We start from the raw sequence: 18018 nt of genomic DNA on the forward strand, positions 1-18018 counted from the left end.
GTATTCCTGTAGGAAAACCGTAAAAATACGCACGACCTATGTAATAAATGTGAAGCCTGATTGAATGGATCGCGCAGGGTGCGGGCGGAACGGATCAGGCATGTCGGGACGGCGCGCGTTCCGCGACGCGGGACGCGCGCCGGATGCATGGCCGGCGGCGCGGCGGCGCGATCATCCGGCGCGCATGCGCCGGATGCGGATCAGGACTCCGTGGCGGCCGTCTTGCGCGGACGCCGGGCGCGTGCCGCCGTTTTGCGCGCCGGCTTGGCGGCGGGGCTGTCGGCCGCCGCTTCCTGCGGGGCGGCTTCGGCGGGCGCGGGGGTTTCCGCGGCGGCCGGCGCCTGGGCGGCGGGCGCCGGCGCTTTCTTCGCAGCGGTCTTGCGTCCGCGCGCGCGCGCCGGCTTCTTGTCGGCCGGCGCCGGGGTGTCGTGCGCGTCGTCGCGCTCGATCGCCGCGGATTCCGGCGTCACGGCCGCGGATTCGTCGGTGGTGGCCGCCGCCGCCGCTTCGACGAGCAGCGGAATCTGCTCGTGCGCCGGCTTGCGGTTGCCCTGGCCCTTGCGATGGCCTTTCTTGCCCGCCTGCTTGGCCGGCGCCTGCGCGGCGTGGCCCGACGGCTCCGTCACCTTCGCGGCGTCGGCCTGGCGAGCCGGATCGGCGACGACCGTCAGCAGTGGACGGAACACGAAGGTGCCGGACTTATCGTCGCGGCCGATTTCCAGCAGGCCGCGCGCCTGCGCTTCCTCCAGCAGATTGCCGAATGCGCGGAACCCGTAGTAGCTCTCGTTGAAGCCCGGCTTGCGGCGCTTGATCGCGCTCTTGAGCACCGACGCCCAGATCTTGCCGCTCTCGCCGCGTTCCGAGGCGAGCGCGTCGAAGGTCTCCACGGCGATCGCGATCGCTTCCGCCTTGCGCGCCTCGCCGTCGTGCTTGCGGTGCTTCTCTTCGTCGGGGGAGCGCTTCGCGGCGGTGCGGGCTTCGCTCTTCGCGACCGCGCGCTGCTGTTCGCGTGCGAGATCGTCGTAAAAAATGAATTCGTCGCAATTCGCGACCAGCAGGTCGGACGTCGAATTCTTGACGCCCACGCCGATCACGCGCTTCGCGTTCTCGCGCAGCTTCGACACGAGCGGCGAAAAATCGGAATCGCCGCTGATGATGACGAACGTATCGACGTGCGATTTCGTATAGCAGAGATCGAGGGCATCGACGACGAGACGGATGTCGGCCGAGTTCTTGCCCGACTGGCGCACGTGGGGGATTTCGATCAGCTCGAAGCTGGCTTCGTGCATCGACGCCTTGAAGGTCTTGTAGCGATCCCAGTCGCAGTAGGCTTTCTTCACGACGATGCTGCCCTTGAGGAGCAGCCGTTCGAGGACGGGCTTGATATCGAATTTCTCGAACTTCGTGTCGCGCACGCCGAGCGCGATGTTCTCGAAGTCGCAAAACAGCGCCATGTTGACGCTTTCCTGGGGCAATGCCATGAGTTCTCCAACCGGTGGCCTGGAAGCAGGCGGAATCTGAGTTGCGCACATGATAACGGGTTGCGGCGGCGCGCCCCCGGATTTGCGGGCGGCCGCGCGGATGCGGTGCGGGGATCGACGCATGCCGGCACGGCGGATCCGGGGAAAAGCCTCGGCCGCCGCGCGGCACATGCCGCCGCAATCGCCTCATCCGGCGAAGTCTCGACCCGGGCCGCGCCGGGTACCCGACGAAGCCCGGGGCCGGGATCAGAACCGGTAGTTGACCGCGCTGAACAGATTCAGCTCGGTCTTGCGCTCCGTGATGGGGCTGTCGGCGGCAACGCGCTGGAGGCGTCCGAGCGTGAGCGCGACCGAACCGGTCCAGTGCCGGGTGAAATCGTAGCTGACATAGGTGTTCAGGTGGAGGTCGCGAATGCCGGAGCCGGTGTCGTAGGCGGGCAAGCCCGACGCCGCGCTTTGCTTCGCGTTCACGCCGAACAGGGTGTGCATGTAGGTGGCGTTCGCCCAGGTCACGCCGGGGCCGACGGAAATCAGCAGCCGCTGCGTCACCGGCAGGTTGGCGGCGAGATCCGCGCTGACGAGCAATCCCTGTCCGGTTCCGGCGATATCCTGATAGGCGGCGAGGGAGCCGGTCAGCAGCGACACCGAGTAATCCGCGAAGACCTTCAGCTTCGGGCCTTCGTTCACGTTGCCCAACCCATGCAGATGCGGATCGTCGGACGCCTTGCGGGACTGGAAATCGAAGCTGATTGCCGTGCCGAAGTGATAGTTGCTGCCCTTGAGCAGATTGACGCCGAGCACGTCGAGGCCCTGCGAGAAAATCCGGTCGTCGTACGAAATATCGAGCGACGGCAGCGGCAGCAGGCGAAGGTCGCGCGAACCGGGATACTTCGGCGAATACATCAGCCCGGGGCCGATCGAGATCTTCCACTTCGACGCGTCGCCCGGCATCGCGCCGGCGGCGGGTTCGTCCGCCAGCGCGTGCGTGAAAGCGCCGCACGCCGCGCAGAGCAGCAGGCAACGCGGTAAATCAAGCCATGTCATGAGGGCGTCCTTGCGGTCGTGCCGCAGGCGTGAGCGGGAGCGGCCGGCATGCGCGCCGGCTCACCGGTTGAGCGCGGCGATCTGCTTGAGCCGCCGCGCCAGCGCTTTCGATACCACGGGAGCGGCGCCGTCGCCCGCGCCGCTCGCCGCTGCGCTTTCGCGCAGGAAGAAGAGGATTTCTCTCGCCACGATCTCCCGCTCGTTGTCGGAGGTGATCATGTGATACGAATCGTCCAGGTAGATCGAACGCAGGAACGTCGCGCCGATCTGCGAGTCGATCAGCCGCGCGTTGAGCGGGCTGGAGGTCTCGTCGTCGATCGCGTGGATGATCAGGCAGTCGGTCTCGATCGACCGCACGAGACCCCGTACCTTCCTCGCCAGGCGGCTGGCCTCGTGCAGGGCCGGCAGCGAGATGGTGGAGGGCCCCACCTCGCTGAAATCGCTCTTCTGCATCGCGCGCGCGACCTTGGCCCGCAGCGCCTCGTTGCGCAGGCCGAACGGCGGGCCTTCCCGGTATCGCCAGCGGTGGCGCAGCGGCGTGTAGTACGCCCAGCCGAGCAGGAAGCGGTACCACGGGATCGCCCAGCCGTCGTAATCCAGCGTGATCGACAGCAGCAGCACGGCTTGCGCGGCCGGGCGTTCGTGCACGAGCGCCAGCGCCAGCGCGGCGCCGATCGACAGCCCGCACACGGAGACCCGCGCGTAGCGCTGCTGGAGCGCGTCGAATTCGCGCACCGCCGCGGCGAGCCACGCTTCCATCCTGAGTCCGCGCGAGCCGGCGCTGTAGCCGTCGAGCACCGGCGCCGTCACGCTGAAGCCTTCGCGATGCAGGGCGCGCGCCACGAAGCGCATTTCCAGCGGCGAACTCGACAGGCCGTGCAACAGCAGCACCGCGTGGTCGCCGCCTTCGTAGACGATGGGTTTCACGTCGCTCATGACGATTCCTCCACGCGGAACACGAGGAAATCGCCCGCGTGCGTCGCGAAGCGCTCGCACAGGCAGCCGACGGTGCGATAGGCGCTGCCGGTCGCGACGCGCACGCGGTGGCTGCCGGCGTGGCTCGTCGTCGACAGGCGTTTCACGTCGTCGGCATGCACGCTGTCGAAGCGGCTGCCGGGCGCGATGGCGGGAAACGCGGCCTGCCCGGGCGCGGCGCTCGCGGGTATCCGGTCGAGCGCCTTGATCAGGATGATGTCGCGCTGATAGTGCGGCAGATGGCGCAGCAGCCGGTGCGTTTCGTCGATGGCGAGATCGGCGATCGCGCGCTCGTTGTCGAGCCGCAGCAGCATCTCGTAGCGAGAGCGCGCGACCTGCGCGATGAGTTCGGCGCGGCACTGCGCGCGCCGCAGCCGCTCGATCAGACCGATCACCAGCAGGGTGACGAGCGGATACGAAATGATCAGCGCGAGATCGGATTGGTCGAGACCGTCGAACTGTCCGTAGGGCGGCACGAACAGGTAGTCCGCGATGCCCAGCCCCAGCACCATCACGGCGATGGCGGGCGCGAGCCCGAGAAAATACTCGACCAGCGCGGCGGCGATGAAGAACAGGGTCCCGGGCATGATGGGGCCGACCAGCGGATGGATGAGCGCGCGGCCGCCGCTGGCGATCGCCAGTGCCGCGCCCGCATAAAGCCAGCGCCGGGCGCCTCGCGGCGCCCATCGGCTGGCATTGTTAACTTTCATATGGCCTGCAATCTTGGAAGGCGCGAGTGGGCGTACGGTAGGCCCATGCGCGCGACGAAAGGCGCAATGTTACTCATTTTTACGTAAGGTTGGAGAGGGTGAATCGGGGGACTGAAACGCTAGCGGGTGAAAAGGGCGAGCCACGCACCGGCAGCCGGGGTCGGCCTGCCGGATCGATCGGCATCGCCGAAAGGCGATTGGAATAATTTGAGCAGTATTTTGAAAGAAAGCGATCGGCGAAATCCCTCGGTTCCCGCCGGAAAGCGGGCGCCGTGCAAGCGGCCGACGAGGCTGCCGCCGCGCGGGCCTGCCGCCGCGACTCGGCCCGCGGCGCCCGGGCGGCGATCGTGCTCGAGGCGCCGTTTCGCGCGAGTCCGGATGAGCGGCTGCACATCCGCTACCATCGGCGTGCCATGCCGGCCCGAGCCGGGCGACCCCATTCCGTCTCCCCGGGCGGGGGAACACGACGGCGCAACAGGACGACCCATCGATGCGCATCACCGATATCCGGGAACGCACCATCGCCGTTTCCCGCTACGCCGACCCGTCGATCCCGCCGGGCGGACTGACGACCAGCCTCGTCGCCGTCGTGACCGACGCCGTGCGCGCGGGGAAGCCGGTGGTCGGGCTGGGCTTCGCGTCGATCGGCCGGTTCGGCCAGGGCGGCCTGATTCGCGAACGGTTCGCCCCGCGCCTGCTGAACGCGGCGCCGGGCGCGCTCGACGACCTGCACGGCGATGGGATCGATCCGCTGCGCGCGTGGGACGTCATGATGGCCGGCGAAAAACCGGGCGGGCACGGCGAGCGGTGCGTCGCGGTCGGCGCGCTCGACATGGCGGTCTGGGATGCCGCCGCGAAGCTCGCGGCGCTGCCGCTGTACCGCCTGCTGGCCGACCGGCTCGGCCGCGAGCCGCAATCGCGCGTGCGCGTCTACGCGGGCGGCGGGTACCGCTATCCGCACGACGACATCGCACGCCTCGCGCACGAGATGCGCGCGTGCGTCGACCTCGGCTACACGCACGCGAAGATCAAGATCGGCGGCGTCGCGCCGGACCAGGATCTGCGCCGGATCGAAGCGGCGGCCGCCGTCCTGCCGGATGCATCGCGTCTCGCCGTCGATGCGATGAATCTCTACGATCCCGCGCAGGCGCTGGCGGCGGCCAACGCGTTGCGCTCGGCCGGGCTCTGGTGGTTCGAGGATGTGTGCGATCCGCTCGACTTCGCGACGCTCGCCGCCGTGGCCTCGGTCTACCCGGGGCCGCTCGCGGCCGGCGAGGCGTTGTTCTCGGCGGCGGAGGCGAAGCTGCTCGATGCGCATGGCGGCCTGCGGCGCGACCGCGACATCCTGCTGTTCGATCCGGTGCACTGCTACGGGCTGACCGGCTTTCTCAGGATCGTCGACCAGCTCGCCGCGCGCGGCTGGCCGCGCGACGCGTTCTGGCCGCATGGCGGGCACCTGTTTTGCCAGCACATCGTCGCCGCGCTCGGGCTGGGCGGCGCCGAGATCAATCCGTTCGCGTTCGGTCCGTTCAGCGGGACAGCCCGCGGCACGGAGATCGTGGACGGTCACGTGAACCTCACGCAGATCCCCGGCATCGGGTTCGAACTGCACGATCGGGCTGGGGCCGCCTTTCGCGCGCTGAGCGAGGCGGCGTGACGCCCGGGGCGCGGTTCTCGCATCGTGTCCGACGACGGTCCGGTCCGCTCACGCGGCCGGGAGCAGCGACGCGATTTCTCCGATGCTTCGGCCGACGGCCTGATGCCCCTGAGCGCGCCAGCCTTCATGGGAAGTCGTGCCGGTCACGGCGCCGATGAAGCGGATGCCGGCGGCTTGCGCCGCGAGCGCGTCGACTTCGTGGTCGCCCACGTATACCGCATGTTCGACGGGCACCGCGAGGCGGGCCAGCGCCAGTAGCAGCCCGTCCGGATGCGGCTTGTGGCGGCCGACATCCTCATGGCCGACGATCAGGTCGACCCGCTCGCGCATGCCCGCCGCGTCGAGGATCGCTTCGATCCGGTGGCGGAACTTGCTCGACACGATCGCGATTGCGACATCCATGGCGCGCAACCGGGAGAACAGCGCGGGGACGTCCTCGTACAGGCGCGTCATCGGCACCATCACCTGATCGGCGCGCGCGACGAAGCGCCGCGCGAATTCGTCGGCGCGCGCGGGGTCCGGGTCGGCGGCGAGCATCGTGAAGGTGGCGGGCAACGGCAGGCCGATGGCCGCGAAGATGCGCGCATCGCTCACGTCGCGCATGCCCATTTCCGACAGCGCATGCCGCGTGCACTCGGTCACGGCGGCGGAGGAATCCGCGAGTGTCAGGTCGAAATCGAATGCGACGGCTTTTACGGTCATGGCTGGCGGGCATGGAGTGCGTCGCGCGCGCAGCGGCGCTCGCGACTGCGATGAACGGGGGGGGGGGGCGGGCGGTCTGTTGCGTCCGGCCCGGCAGTGTATCGCGCGCGGCGCGCGAACGCAGGGACGTCGCGCACGCCGGCAGGCGACGCAACCTCGGGCTTCGACGATGTCCTCGGCGAACCGGAATGCCCGATGGCGGCGCGTGCGCGAGGCCTTGTCCGCCTCTTCGTCTGTTGCCGTGCGGCAGATTCGCCGCCTCGTCGCGCCGGACAAAACTACCGCCGGTCCGTCGCGCGTGCGTTCCGCGCGAATCCGCGTTCGGTCGTTCGCGCGGATCGTTAAGGATTCCCATTAGATGGGACGGCACTAAAAACTTTGAAACTCGCCGGCTCGCTGCTTATAGTCACTTCCCAAAACCATCGAGCTTCGTGAATCAGGCGATTTCAACGAGGAGACAACCATGGTCTGGGCGGGCAGGAAACGAGTGATGGTCGCGCTGCTGGCGGGGTGGGCGTTGAGCCTGTCCGGTTGCGGAGGGGACGCCGATTCGGCGTCGAATCCGGCGGCGAGCGTGACGAGCATGCTGAACGCGTCGAACGCGTCGGCGTCGGGGGCAAGCGCATCGGCAACCGACGCGCAGGCCGATGCCGAGGCCGCGTCAACGTCGTCGACCACGCTGCGGCAGATCGCCAGCGTCCCCCCGCCGATGGGCTGGTCGTCCTGGAACAGCCTCGAGGAAAACGTCAGTTTCGACACGATCAAGGCGGAAGCGGACGGCATGTCCGCGCTGAACGCGAAGATCTCGAGCGGCGCGAAATACCAGTACGTGAACATCGACGAAGGCTGGTGGACTTCCGGCCAGCGCGATGCGAACGGCAACTTCATCGTCGACACGACGCAATGGCCGGGCGGCATGCAGGCGATCGCGCAATACGTGCACAGCAAGGGCCTCAAGGCCGGCATCTACATCGATGCCGGCCCGCAGGGCTGCGGCACGCGCAAGGACGGCACGCACTTCGTCGGCAGCGACTTCTCGCACTACGATCACGACTTCCTGCAGTTCGCGCAGTGGGGCTTCGATTTCGTGAAAGTCGATTTCTGCGGCGGCCGGGTGGCCGGCTACGATCCGCAGCAGGCGTACACGGCGGTCTCCGCCGCGATCGACAACGCCTACGTGCAGACCGGCCAGCGCGTGACGCTCAGCATCTGCGACTGGGGCACGATCGGCAGCAACAGCACGTATCCGGACTTCAATCAGGGGCCGTGGGACTGGGGCGCCGGAGTCGGCCGGATGTGGCGCACCACCGGCGACATCTACGGCCCGAACAGCGGCGTGCCGAGCTTCGGCAGCGTGGTCGGGAATTTCAACGGCAACTACCATCCGCAAGGACAGCACACGGGCTACTACAACGATCCCGACATGATGGTGGCGGGCATGGGAATGTCGTCGGTGCACGACCAGTCGCACGTCGGCCTGTGGGCGATCGCGGGCGCGCCGCTGATTCTTGGCAACGATCTGTCGAAGCCGCTGACCGACGACGCGATCCGGCTGCTGACCAATCCGGAGGTCATCGCGATCGATCAGGATCCGCTCGGCACGCAGGGCCTGAAGGTCGCGCAATCCGGCGGGCAGCAGGTCTGGGCGAAGCTGCTGAGCGGAGCCGGGCAGCGCGCGGTGCTGCTGTTCAACAACTCGGCGGCCGACGGCCCGATGACGTTCAGCTTCGCGCAGCTCGGCCTGGTGCCGGGTGCGCGAACGGCCGTGCGGGACGTATGGGCGCGCAAGGATCTCGGCACGGCCACCGCCGCCTACACGGTGCCGAACGTGCCGGCGGGCGGCGTCGTGCTGCTCCGCCTGAGCGGGCGCGACGTCGCGCCGTCGATGTTCCTGCCGACGTCGCTCGCGGGCGGCGCGTCGTGGGCGCGGTGTCCGGAGTGCGTGGGCGGCAGGAAGGTGAAGAACCTGGGCGTGGCGAACTACGCGAACGTCGTGTCGCGGACGACCGGCGGATTCGTCGAGATCGCGTACCTCAATCGCCGCAGCGACACCCTGAAGGTGCAGCTCGTCGCGAACGGCGGCACGCCGACCACCCTCGCGTTCCCGCCGACCGGCCGAGGCGGGCGGGTCGGCACGGTGACGGTATACGTCGATCTGCAGCCGGGCAAGAACACGCTGGCGTTCTCCAGCATCGACAGCGCGGCGCCGACGCCGGAACTCAGCTCGCTCGCGGTCGTCGCGGGGCCGGTGCGGCTGCTGCCGTTCAAGGCCGCGTACGAGGCGGAAGCGCCGGGCAACACGCTGGCGGGCGGCGCGCGCGTCTCGGCCTGCTCGGGCTGCTCGGGCGGACAGGACGTCGGCTACATCGGCAACGGCGGCACGCTCACGATCAACGGCATCGCGGCGGCGGCCGACGGCGCCTATACCGTGCAGATCGGCTATGCGAACGGCGACAGCGCCGATCGCGTCGCGCAGATCAGCTTCGACGGCGCGGCCCCCGTCACGGTGTCGTTTCCGCCGACGGGCGGCTGGAGCACGACGTCGACGCTGACCGTCAGCGGCACCTTCAAGGCGGGCGGGGCGAACACGCTGATGTTCTCGAATCCGTCCGGCTGGGCGCCCGACATCGACGGTATCGGCGCGCCGGCCACGCAGTGAGCCGGGGATGCTGGCGGGCTATGCCGCCGGCGCGTCGTGCGCGGCGGCCCGATCGCAGACATCGGTCAGGCCTTGCACGACCGCCGGGATGTCATGTTCCAGCGCGGGCCCGGGCATCGGGAGGATGAGGTCCAGGTCGAGCGCCTGGATCTTGCGCGGCGCCGATCCGAGGTACGCGAGCGACGGCAGGAAATTCGATTGCCGGACCGCGGCTAGCTGCCCTTCATCAGCCGTCCCAGCCGCCGGATCGCCGTCGTCAGTTCGTCCTCGTCGAGATTGCCGTAGCCGAGCCGCAGCCCCTGCACGTCCTCGCCGTGCGCCGAGAAATACGCGCCCGCGAGCAGATGGATGCCGGCCTGCCGCGCGCGCTCGGCCAAGGCGCGAACGGGCAGATGCTCACCGAGCGTCAGCCACAGCGCCAAGCCGCCGCCCGGGAGCGTGAACGAGACGTCGTCGCCGCACGCCCGCGCGACCAGCTCGGCGCACAGATCGCGGCGGCGTTCGTAGGTTTTGAGCGCGCGGCGGATGTGCCGCTTCAGCTCGCCGCTGGCCATCAGTTCGGTCACCGCCATTTCGGTCAGCGCGTTGCCTTGCCGGTCGATCAGCATGATCTGCGCGGCGCAGCGTTCGATCACGTCCGGCGACGCGGCGACGAAGCCGAGCCGCAAACCGGGCGCGAGCACTTTCGACAGCGAGCCGATGAAGAACACCCGCTCCGGCGCGTCCATGCTCGCGAGCGGAAAGACCGGACTGTGCGCGAAGTGGAATTCCGGATCGTAATCGTCCTCGACGATCGTGAAACGGTAGCGCCGCGCGAGATCGAGCAGCTTGAGGCGCCGGTCGGCCGGCATCGTCACGGTGGTGGGGAACTGGTGATGCGGTGTCGTGAAGACCGCGCGCACCGGCTGCCTGCGGCACAGCGCTTCGAGCGACTCGGGCACGAGCCCGGACGGGTCGAGATCGACCGACGCGAGCGTCGCGCCGCAGGAGCGGAACGCCGCGCGGGCGGGCGGATAGCTCAGCGCCTCGAACGCGACCGTGTCGCCTGGCCGGGTCAGCAGCCGCGCCGCCAGAAAGATGCCCATCTGGCTGCCGCGCACGATGCAGATGTTGTCCGGGCCGACGTTGAGCGCGCGTTCGGCGCGCAGCATCGCGGCGATCGCTTCGCGCAGCTCCGGGGCGCCGCGCGGATCGGCGTAGCCGAGCGCGTTGGCCCGGGTGGACGTGACGAGCGCATGCCGGAACGCGCGGGACAGCACGTCGAACGGAATCAGCCGCGTATCCGGCACGCCGTCGGCGAAGCCGGTCTTGCGGCCGCGCCGGTCGGCCGGCGTGCCCGACCCGGCAAGGCTCCGGTACAGATCGAGACCGTCGTCGGGCAGCGCGACCGGAAACGGCTGGTCGCGCGCGCCGGCCGGCTCGGCTTCCAGCGGCGGCAGTTGCGACGACACGAAGCTGCCGCGCTTCGCCTCGGTCTCGAGCCAGCCTTGGGCGGTCAACTCGTCATAGGCGAGCACGACGGTCTTGCGGTTCACGCCGAGGTCGGCGGCCAGCACGCGCGTGCCGGGCAGCGCGGTGCCGGACGGCAGCCGCCCGCGCCGGATGTCGTCGACGATCGCCTGCACGATCTGCAGGTGAACCGGCTCGTTGTGCCGGCGCGCGGGCTTGAGCGTCAGTTTCCATGTCCGCAGCATCGGCGGTGCTCCTCTATCTGGACCAGATGAAATTCTAAATCTGGATGTTTCATGGGGTCCAGGATCTTTCTACGATGACATCCGGCGTCATGGCGCGCCGCACCGGTTCCACCCGGATCAATCATCGTATGGAGTTGCAGATGGCAGACACCCTCACAGTCTCGAAAGCCGAGCTGGTCGCGACAGCGCACCGGCAAATGACCACCGCCGTCCCCGAACTCGCGTGGAATACCCGCGAGAAACTCGCGCTGACCTGCCGGATCCTGTTCGAACAGGGTCACGATTCCGGCCTTGCCGGGCAGATCACCGCGCGTGCCGATACGCCGGAGACCTACTACACGCAGCGCTTCGGTCTCGGCTTCGACGAGATCACCGCGTCGAACCTCGTGCACGTGAACCAGGATCTGCAGCTGGTGTCCGGCGACGGCATGCCGAATCCGGCGAACCGTTTCCATACCTGGGTCTATCGCGCGCGGCCGGACGTGAACTGCATCATCCACACGCATCCGCTGCACGTCGCGGCGCTGTCGATGCTGGAGCAGCCGCTGATCGTCTCGCACATGGATCTGTGCCCGCTCTACGACGATTGCGCGTTCCTCGGGCAATGGCCGGGCGTGCCGGTCGGCAACGAGGAGGGCGAGATCATCTCCGCCGCCCTCGGCGACAAGCGCGCGATCCTGCTGTCGCATCACGGGCAGCTGGTGACCGGCCGCACGGTCGAGGAGGCCTGTTCGCTGGCGCTGCTGATCGAGCGCGCCGCGCAGATGCAGCTGCTCGCGATGGCCGCGGGCGACGTGCGGCCGATCCCCGACGCGCTCGGGCGCGACGCCCACGACTGGATTTCCACGCCGAAGCGCAATCAGGCGACCTTCGCCTATTTCGCGCGGCGCGCATTGCGCCACGCCGCGCACCGCGACTGCCTCGCGTGAGCGCTCGACCCGAACCCTTGAAGGAGAACCGCAACATGAACCTCAGCGCATTCCACGGCATCATTGCCTATCCGGTGACGCCGTTTCACCAGCACGACGGGAGCGTCGACGTGACGATGCTGAACCGGTTGATCGACCGGCTCGTCGCGGAAGGCTCGCACGGCATCGCGCCGCTCGGCAGTACCGGCGAGAGCGCCTACCTCGGCGACGAGGAGTGGGATCGGGTGGCCGAAGCGTCGATCAAGCGGGTCGCGAAGCGCCTGCCGGTGATCGTCGGCATCTCCGACCTGACGACGCGCAACGCGGTGCGCCGCGCGAAGTTCGCCGAGGCGGCCGGCGCCGACGCCGTGATGGTGCTGCCCGTGTCGTACTGGAAGCTCGGCGAGGCCGAGATCTTCCGGCATTACGCGGCGATCGCCGACGCGATTCGACTGCCGATCATGGTGTACAACAACCCGGCGACGAGTGGCATCGACATGCAGCCCGACCTGATCGTGAAGCTGGCCCGCGAGATCGACAACGTCGCGATGATCAAGGAGAGCACGGGCGACATCCAGCGGATGCACCGGATCGCGCAGTTGTCGGACGGCCGCGTGCCGTTCTTCAACGGCAGCAACACGCTGGCGCTCGAAGCGTTCGCGGCCGGCGCGGCGGGCTGGTGCACCGCGGCGCCGAATCTGGCGCCCGCGTGGCCGGCGCGGCTCTACGACGCCTGCCGGCAGGGCGACCTGGAGCGGGCGCGCACGGTGTTCTATCGCCTGCTGCCGTATCTGCAGTTCCTGATGAAGCACGGCCTGCCGACCGCCGTGAAGGCGGGGCTCGCGCTGCGCGACCTGCCGGTCGGCCTGCCGCGCCTGCCGCTCGCGCCGCTGGCCGATCCGGCCGCGCTGCGCCAGTTGCGGGATCTGCTCGACGCGCTCGATCTGGATCCGGAGGCCGCGGCATAGCGGCGCGGGCGGCGCGGGTTGTTCCGTTTTGCCAACGCCGCACCGAACCGCTAGTCTTCGGTCATTCCACACGACATGCCGGAGACCCGTCGATGCCTTTCCGCTCATTCGCCGCCGCCGCGACCGTGGCGGCCGCCGCGCTTGCCGCCTTCGCGCCGCCGCCCGCCCGGGCGGCGGACCCGGAACCGCTGAAGCTCGACGTCTACAACCCGGGCACAAAGAGCACGTTCCCGGTATCGTCGTCGATCGTCGAAGGCCGGCACGATGCGCTGCTGATCGACGCGCAGTTCCAGCGCAACGACGCCGAGGCGCTGGTCGACCGCCTGAAGGCGAGCGGCAAGACACTGACGACGATCTACATCAGCCATCACGATCCCGACTATTACTTCGGCCTCGACACGGTGCGGGCCGCGTTCCCCGACGCGAGGATCGTCGCGACGCCGCAGACGATCGCCGCGATCAACGCGAGCAAGGACGGCAAGCTCGCGTACTGGGGGCCGATTCTGAAGGACAACGCGCCGCGCGCGCTCGTCGTGCCCGAGCCGCTCGCGGGCGGCACGCTGACGCTCGAGGGCCGCACGCTGCGCATCGTCGGCCTGCGCGGCCCGACGCCGGAGCGCACGGTGCTCTGGATTCCGTCGCTGCGCGCGGTGGTGGGCGGGGTGCCGATCGCCGCGAACCTCCACGTATGGATGGCCGACACGCAGACGCCGCAGTCGCGCCGCGACTGGCTGAAGACGCTCGACCGGATCGCCGCGCTGAAGCCGCGTCTCGTCGTGCCCGGACATTTCCTGCCGAACCCCGACGGCAGCGAGCCGCATACGCTGGCCGCCGTGAAGTTCACGCGCGATTACGTGAAGGCGTTCGATCTCGAGGCGGCGCGCGCGAAGGATTCGGCGGCGCTGATCGACGCGATGCGCAAGCGCTATCCGGACCTCGGCGATGTCGAATCGCTCGAACTGAGCGCGAAGGTGGCAAAGGGCGAGATGAAATGGCCCGCCGAATGACGGCCCGCGAGGCGGCGGACGATGCGCCGCCTCGCTTCGCCTGTCAGGCGGCATACCGCCATCTGCATGCGCTGCCCGACGCCGTCGCAGCGGCGCCTTGCCGGGGAGCGGCGGGTGTCGGTGCCGACGATCCGGTATGCGTATGCGTTGCTCGAACGCGAGGGCAAGGCGGTCGCGGTGCCGAAGTCCGGCTACCGCGGCGCGGCCGCGCATGTGCCGCCGGCCCGGCGGGGCGCATCCGTCAGACGCGCATCCGCCGCAGCCGCGCGACCGTTCGCCACGCGCAGCCGGCCGTGGTGCCGGCGATGCCGGCCAGGACGACCAGCACGCCGAGCGCGAAGCCGGGCGGCATCTCGCCGGAATCCGGCGTGGCGGGCGCAGAGAACAGCATCGCTAGCGTGCCCGCGACGATCAGCGCGACGCAGGCGAGCCAGTAGAGGCGTCCGCGCGGATGCACGCAGGTCTGATACAGCGCCCAGCCCAGGCCGAACAGATAAAGCAGCGCGAGCACGCCGAGCGGGATCAGTTCGGTAGGCGTGAGCGCGGCGGCGGGAGCGAGGGCGGTGGCGGCGGACATGGAATGGCGGGTTCTCGACGGACGGGCGCGCCGACAGGATGACGCGCGAAACGACGCTATCTTAACGAATCGCCGGGTATCGGCCGCGCGGCTATCGCCCTGCCGGCGGCAGGGTTACGCGAATTACGCCGGGGCTGTCTAGAATCGACGCTTTCCGACAGACGAGGGCATCACGATGAAAACGGAGATCGACGCCGCCGCGCTGGCCGCGCGCCTGGATCGCGTATTCGATACCGCGCTGCGCGAGCGGCGCATCGTCGGCGCGGTCGCGCTGGTCGCGCGGCACGGCGACGTGCTGTACCGTCGCGCGCACGGCCAGGCCGACCGCGAGGCGCAACGTCCGATGCGGGAGGACACCCTGTTCCGGCTCGCGTCGGTGACGAAGCCGATCGTCACGGTCGCCGTCCTGCGGCTCGTCGCGCAGCGCGTGCTGACGCTCGACGACCCGGTCACGCGCTGGCTGCCCGACTTCGCGCCGAAGCTGCCGGACGGCAGCACGCCGGTGCTGACGCTGCATCAGCTGCTCACGCATACGGCGGGCCTGAACTACGGCTTCCTCGAAGAGCCCGATGCGGCGTGGCACCGCCTCGGCATCTCCGACGGCATCGACCGGGCCGACTTCGATCTCGCGGAAAACCTGCGCCGGCTCGCGCGCGCGCCGCTGTCGTTCGAGCCGGGCAGCGCATGGCGCTATTCGCTCGCGCTGGACGTGCTCGGCGCGGTGCTGGAGCGCGCGAGCGGCGTCGCGCTGCCGCAGGCGATCGCGCGGCTCGTCGGCGAACCGCTCGGCTTGCGCGACAGCGGCTTCGTCTCGCGCGACGAGGCGCGCTTTGCCGCCGCCTATGCGGAGGCTCGCCCGGAGCCGGTGCGGATGACCGACGGCATCGATGTGCCGTTGCCCGAGGGGCACGGCGTCGCGGTGCGTTTCGCGCCGTCGCGGGTGTTCGATGCGGCGGCGTTCCCGTCCGGCGGCGCGGGCATGTACGGCAGCGCGGACGACGTGCTGCGCGTGCTCGAGGCGATCCGCACGGGCGGCGGCGGGTTCCTGCCGGCCGAGCTGGTCGCCGCGATGCGCACCGATCATGCGCCGGGCGCCGAGACGCGCGGCCCCGGCTGGGGTTTCGGTTATGGCGGCGCGGTGCTGTCCGATCCGGTGGCGGGGGCTTCCCCGCAAAGCGCGGGTACGCTGCAGTGGGGCGGCGTCTATGGACACAGCTGGTTCATCGACGCCGTGCGCGGCGTCACCGTGCTGCTGCTGACCAATACCGCGTACGAAGGGATGTCGGGGCCGCTGACGGTCGAGCTGCGCGACGCGGTGTACCAGGACTGACGCGCGCCCCGCGGTCCGCCGGGCGCGCGCAGCCGTTGCGGATCAGGCCGGGCCGTCGGTGCCGGCGTGCCCCGGCGCACGGTTGAGCAGGTGGGTGCGCCGGTCGCCGGCGAGCGACACGTAGCGCTCGTACTGCCGCAGCACGTCGGCGATCACTTCGTCGCCGCGCAGGTACTCGATGTCGTAGCCGAGCCGTCCGTCCTCGAAGAACGTGACGATCTCGTACACGTGCGCGCGCTGCGGTTCCGGCTCGGCCGCCTCGCGCAGCAGAAATGCGGGAGCGGATTTGCGCGACACCCGCGCGCCGTAGACGAAGTCGCGCTGGTCCGGCGTCGGCACCGTGAGGCGCACCGTGTCGTCGTCGTCGCGCTGCACGTGCGCGTCGACGCCGCCCGCGCGCAGCTCGTCCGCGACCTTGCGCAGGGCGGGCAGCACCGTTTCGGCGACGAACTGCCGGGCTTCGGCGGCGGTGGTCTGCCGCAGGATGTGCGACAGCCGGTGCCGCCAATGCTGGCCGGTCCAGAAGTTCGTCGCGGGCGCCATGTCCTGCGAGTAGTGCGCGTGATCCGCCGTCAGTCCGCGCCATAGCCCGTAGCACAGCGCGAGCATGATCAGCGCGACCGGCAGCGCGGCGATCAGCGTCATCGCCTGCAGCGCCTTCAAGCCGCCCGCGACCAGCAGCACCGCCGCCGTCACGCCGAGCAGCGCCGCCCAGAACAGCCGCTGCCACACCGGCGAATGCGCGGCGCCGCGCGTCGCGATCGCATCGATCACGAACGCGCCGGAATCGGCCGAGGTCACGAAGAACACCGCGATCAGCAGGATCGCGACGATCGACAGCAGTTGCGACAGCGGCAGGTAATCGAAGAAGCGGAACAGCAGCGCGTCGACCTGGGTCGCGGTCTGCGCGAGCGCGCCGCCCGCGACATGGGTATCGAGCCAGATCGCGCTGTTGCCGAATACCGTCATCCAGACCAGGTTGAACGCGGTCGGCACGAGCAGCACGCCGATCACGAACTGGCGGATCGTCCGGCCCCGCGAGATGCGCGCGATGAACATCCCGACGAACGGCGACCACGATACCCACCACGCCCAGTAGAGGATCGTCCAGCCGCCGAACCAGCCCGCCTCGCGCGGCGGCGCGTAGGAGTAGGTGCGGAACGACAGTTCGACGAGGTTCGACAGGTACTGGCCGACGTTGTCGGAGAACGCGGCCAGCAGGAACGAGGTCGGCCCGGTCACGACGACGAAGGCGAGCAGCAGGAACGCGATCAGCAGATTGAGTTCGGACAGCCGCCGGACCCCCTTGTCGAGCCCGCTCGCGGCGGACAGGCCGGCGAGCAGCACGACCAGCGCGATCAGGCCGATGCGGAACGTATTGCCCGCCGTGTCCCAGCCGGCCACCGTATGCAGCCCCGCGCTGATCTGCAGCACGCCGTAGCCGAGCGTCGCCGCGATCCCCGCCACCGTGCCGACCAGCGCGAACGCGTCGACCGCATGGCCGATCCAGCCGTTCACGCGTTCGCGCAGCACGGGATACAGGCCCGAGCGCAGCGTGAGCGGCAGGTTGTAGCGAAACCCGAAGTAGGCGAGCACGAGGCCCATCACGCCGTAGACCGCCCACGCGTGGAAGCCCCAGTGGAAGAAGGTCATCAGCATCGCCTCGCGCGCCGCCTCGGGCGTGCCGCCCGCGACGGTCGGCGGCTTCAGGTAGTGCTGCATCGGTTCGCCGACGCCGAAGTACATGAGGCCGATCCCCATGCCGGCCGCGAACAGCATCGCGGTCCAGGACACGAAGCTGAATTCGGGCTCGGCATCGTCGGGGCCGAGCTTGATGTTGCCGTACTTGCTGCCGGCGATCAGCACGAGGAAGACCAGGAAGGTCGTGACCGCGAGCACGTAGAACCAGTCGAAGCGGCTGATGATCCATTGCTGGCCGGCGCCGAACAGCGCGCCGGCCTCGTCGGGCCGCAGCGCGCACACGACGAGCAGCGCGCCGATCACGAGCAGCGACGGCACGACGACGGCCGGCTTGAAGGTCGTGCGGGGTGTGGGTCGGTCTTGGGACATGGTGTTGGCATCCAGGAAAGGGCATCACGAGGTGAGAAGCCGCTCGGCCGGCGGAGCGCCGGCAAGCCCAGATGCGGCGGGCTCGTGTGATGTTACCCGGTGGAAGGACTGCAAGAGCGGGCGATGCAGATGTCTGGCTGACGAATTGTAAGCTATGCTGGCGAGCGGCCCGGAAAACGGCGCGGACGAGGCCCGGCCGCCGGATGGGGCCGATCGCCGGCCTTCGGAGCGAACGT

At 69.4% G+C, this 18018-nt stretch carries 13 protein-coding genes and 1 pseudogene; 6 read left to right on the forward strand and 8 right to left on the reverse strand.

Features of this window, described 5'->3' with window-relative positions; translation table 11 throughout:
• Nucleotides 1–200: 200 nt before the first annotated feature.
• From RZR99_RS01295 to RZR99_RS01310, 4 genes are all read right to left on the reverse strand, one after another.
• A complete protein-coding gene (locus RZR99_RS01295; RefSeq protein ID WP_323117905.1) occupies nucleotides 201–1481 on the reverse strand; it encodes an NYN domain-containing protein in 1281 nt (426 codons plus the stop codon).
• A gap of 246 nt (nucleotides 1482–1727) precedes the next feature.
• Complete coding sequence (locus RZR99_RS01300; protein WP_407655388.1) at nucleotides 1728–2525, reverse strand: MipA/OmpV family protein; 798 nt, start codon at nucleotides 2523–2525, stop codon at nucleotides 1728–1730.
• A gap of 60 nt (nucleotides 2526–2585) precedes the next feature.
• Nucleotides 2586–3461, reverse strand: a complete 876-nt coding sequence (locus RZR99_RS01305; protein WP_323117906.1) for an alpha/beta hydrolase — start codon at nucleotides 3459–3461, stop codon at nucleotides 2586–2588.
• A complete protein-coding gene (locus RZR99_RS01310) occupies nucleotides 3458–4210 on the reverse strand; it encodes a DUF4118 domain-containing protein (RefSeq protein ID WP_323117907.1) in 753 nt (250 codons plus the stop codon). The genes RZR99_RS01305 and RZR99_RS01310 overlap by 4 nt, the downstream gene beginning before the upstream one ends.
• Before the next feature lie 490 nt (nucleotides 4211–4700).
• On the opposite strand from RZR99_RS01310, the gene RZR99_RS01315 reads away from it, so the two are divergent.
• On the forward strand, nucleotides 4701–5867 hold the full coding sequence (locus tag RZR99_RS01315) for an enolase C-terminal domain-like protein (protein ID WP_323117908.1): 1167 nt from the start codon (nucleotides 4701–4703) through the stop codon (nucleotides 5865–5867).
• Between the two features lie 48 nt (nucleotides 5868–5915).
• On the opposite strand, the gene RZR99_RS01320 is transcribed toward RZR99_RS01315, so the two are convergent.
• A complete protein-coding gene (locus tag RZR99_RS01320) occupies nucleotides 5916–6569 on the reverse strand; it encodes an HAD family hydrolase (RefSeq protein ID WP_323117909.1) in 654 nt (217 codons plus the stop codon).
• Nucleotides 6570–7059: 490 nt separating this feature from the next.
• Between RZR99_RS01320 and RZR99_RS01325 the strand changes: the two genes are divergently transcribed.
• The gene (locus RZR99_RS01325) at nucleotides 7060–9228 is read left to right on the forward strand and encodes a carbohydrate-binding protein (protein WP_323117910.1); all 2169 of its coding nucleotides are present in this window, start codon (nucleotides 7060–7062) and stop codon (nucleotides 9226–9228) included.
• Nucleotides 9229–9440: 212 nt separating this feature from the next.
• Here the strand turns inward: RZR99_RS01325 and pdxR are convergent, their stop codons facing one another.
• Nucleotides 9441–10922: a MocR-like pyridoxine biosynthesis transcription factor PdxR gene (gene pdxR, locus RZR99_RS01330; protein WP_323117911.1), complete on the reverse strand. Its 1482-nt coding sequence runs from the start codon at nucleotides 10920–10922 to the stop codon at nucleotides 9441–9443.
• Nucleotides 10923–11062: 140 nt separating this feature from the next.
• Between pdxR and RZR99_RS01335 the strand changes: the two genes are divergently transcribed.
• The 3 genes and pseudogenes from RZR99_RS01335 to RZR99_RS01345 all read left to right on the forward strand — a co-directional run.
• Nucleotides 11063–11851 carry an aldolase gene (locus RZR99_RS01335; protein WP_323117912.1) on the forward strand — a complete coding sequence of 263 codons (789 nt, stop codon included), beginning with the start codon at nucleotides 11063–11065 and terminating at the stop codon, nucleotides 11849–11851.
• Between the two features lie 35 nt (nucleotides 11852–11886).
• On the forward strand, nucleotides 11887–12798 hold the full coding sequence (locus RZR99_RS01340; protein WP_323117913.1) for a dihydrodipicolinate synthase family protein: 912 nt from the start codon (nucleotides 11887–11889) through the stop codon (nucleotides 12796–12798).
• A gap of 92 nt (nucleotides 12799–12890) precedes the next feature.
• Nucleotides 12891–13799 (forward strand): annotated as a pseudogene (locus RZR99_RS01345) (MBL fold metallo-hydrolase); the annotation flags it as partial.
• A 247-nt stretch (nucleotides 13800–14046) separates the two neighbouring features.
• Here the strand turns inward: RZR99_RS01345 and RZR99_RS01350 are convergent.
• The gene (locus RZR99_RS01350) at nucleotides 14047–14382 is read right to left on the reverse strand and encodes a hypothetical protein (RefSeq protein ID WP_323117914.1); all 336 of its coding nucleotides are present in this window, start codon (nucleotides 14380–14382) and stop codon (nucleotides 14047–14049) included.
• Nucleotides 14383–14557: 175 nt separating this feature from the next.
• Here RZR99_RS01350 and RZR99_RS01355 point away from each other — a divergent pair, with 175 nt between their 5' ends.
• Nucleotides 14558–15712 carry a serine hydrolase domain-containing protein gene (locus RZR99_RS01355; protein ID WP_323117915.1) on the forward strand — a complete coding sequence of 385 codons (1155 nt, stop codon included), beginning with the start codon at nucleotides 14558–14560 and terminating at the stop codon, nucleotides 15710–15712.
• A gap of 42 nt (nucleotides 15713–15754) precedes the next feature.
• Here the strand turns inward: RZR99_RS01355 and RZR99_RS01360 are convergent, their stop codons facing one another.
• A complete protein-coding gene (locus RZR99_RS01360; protein WP_323117916.1) occupies nucleotides 15755–17782 on the reverse strand; it encodes a BCCT family transporter in 2028 nt (675 codons plus the stop codon).
• Nucleotides 17783–18018: the final 236 nt, after the last annotated feature.

It is taken from the genome of Burkholderia alba, assembly GCF_034721475.1.
GTDB lineage: Bacteria > Pseudomonadota > Gammaproteobacteria > Burkholderiales > Burkholderiaceae > Burkholderia > Burkholderia alba.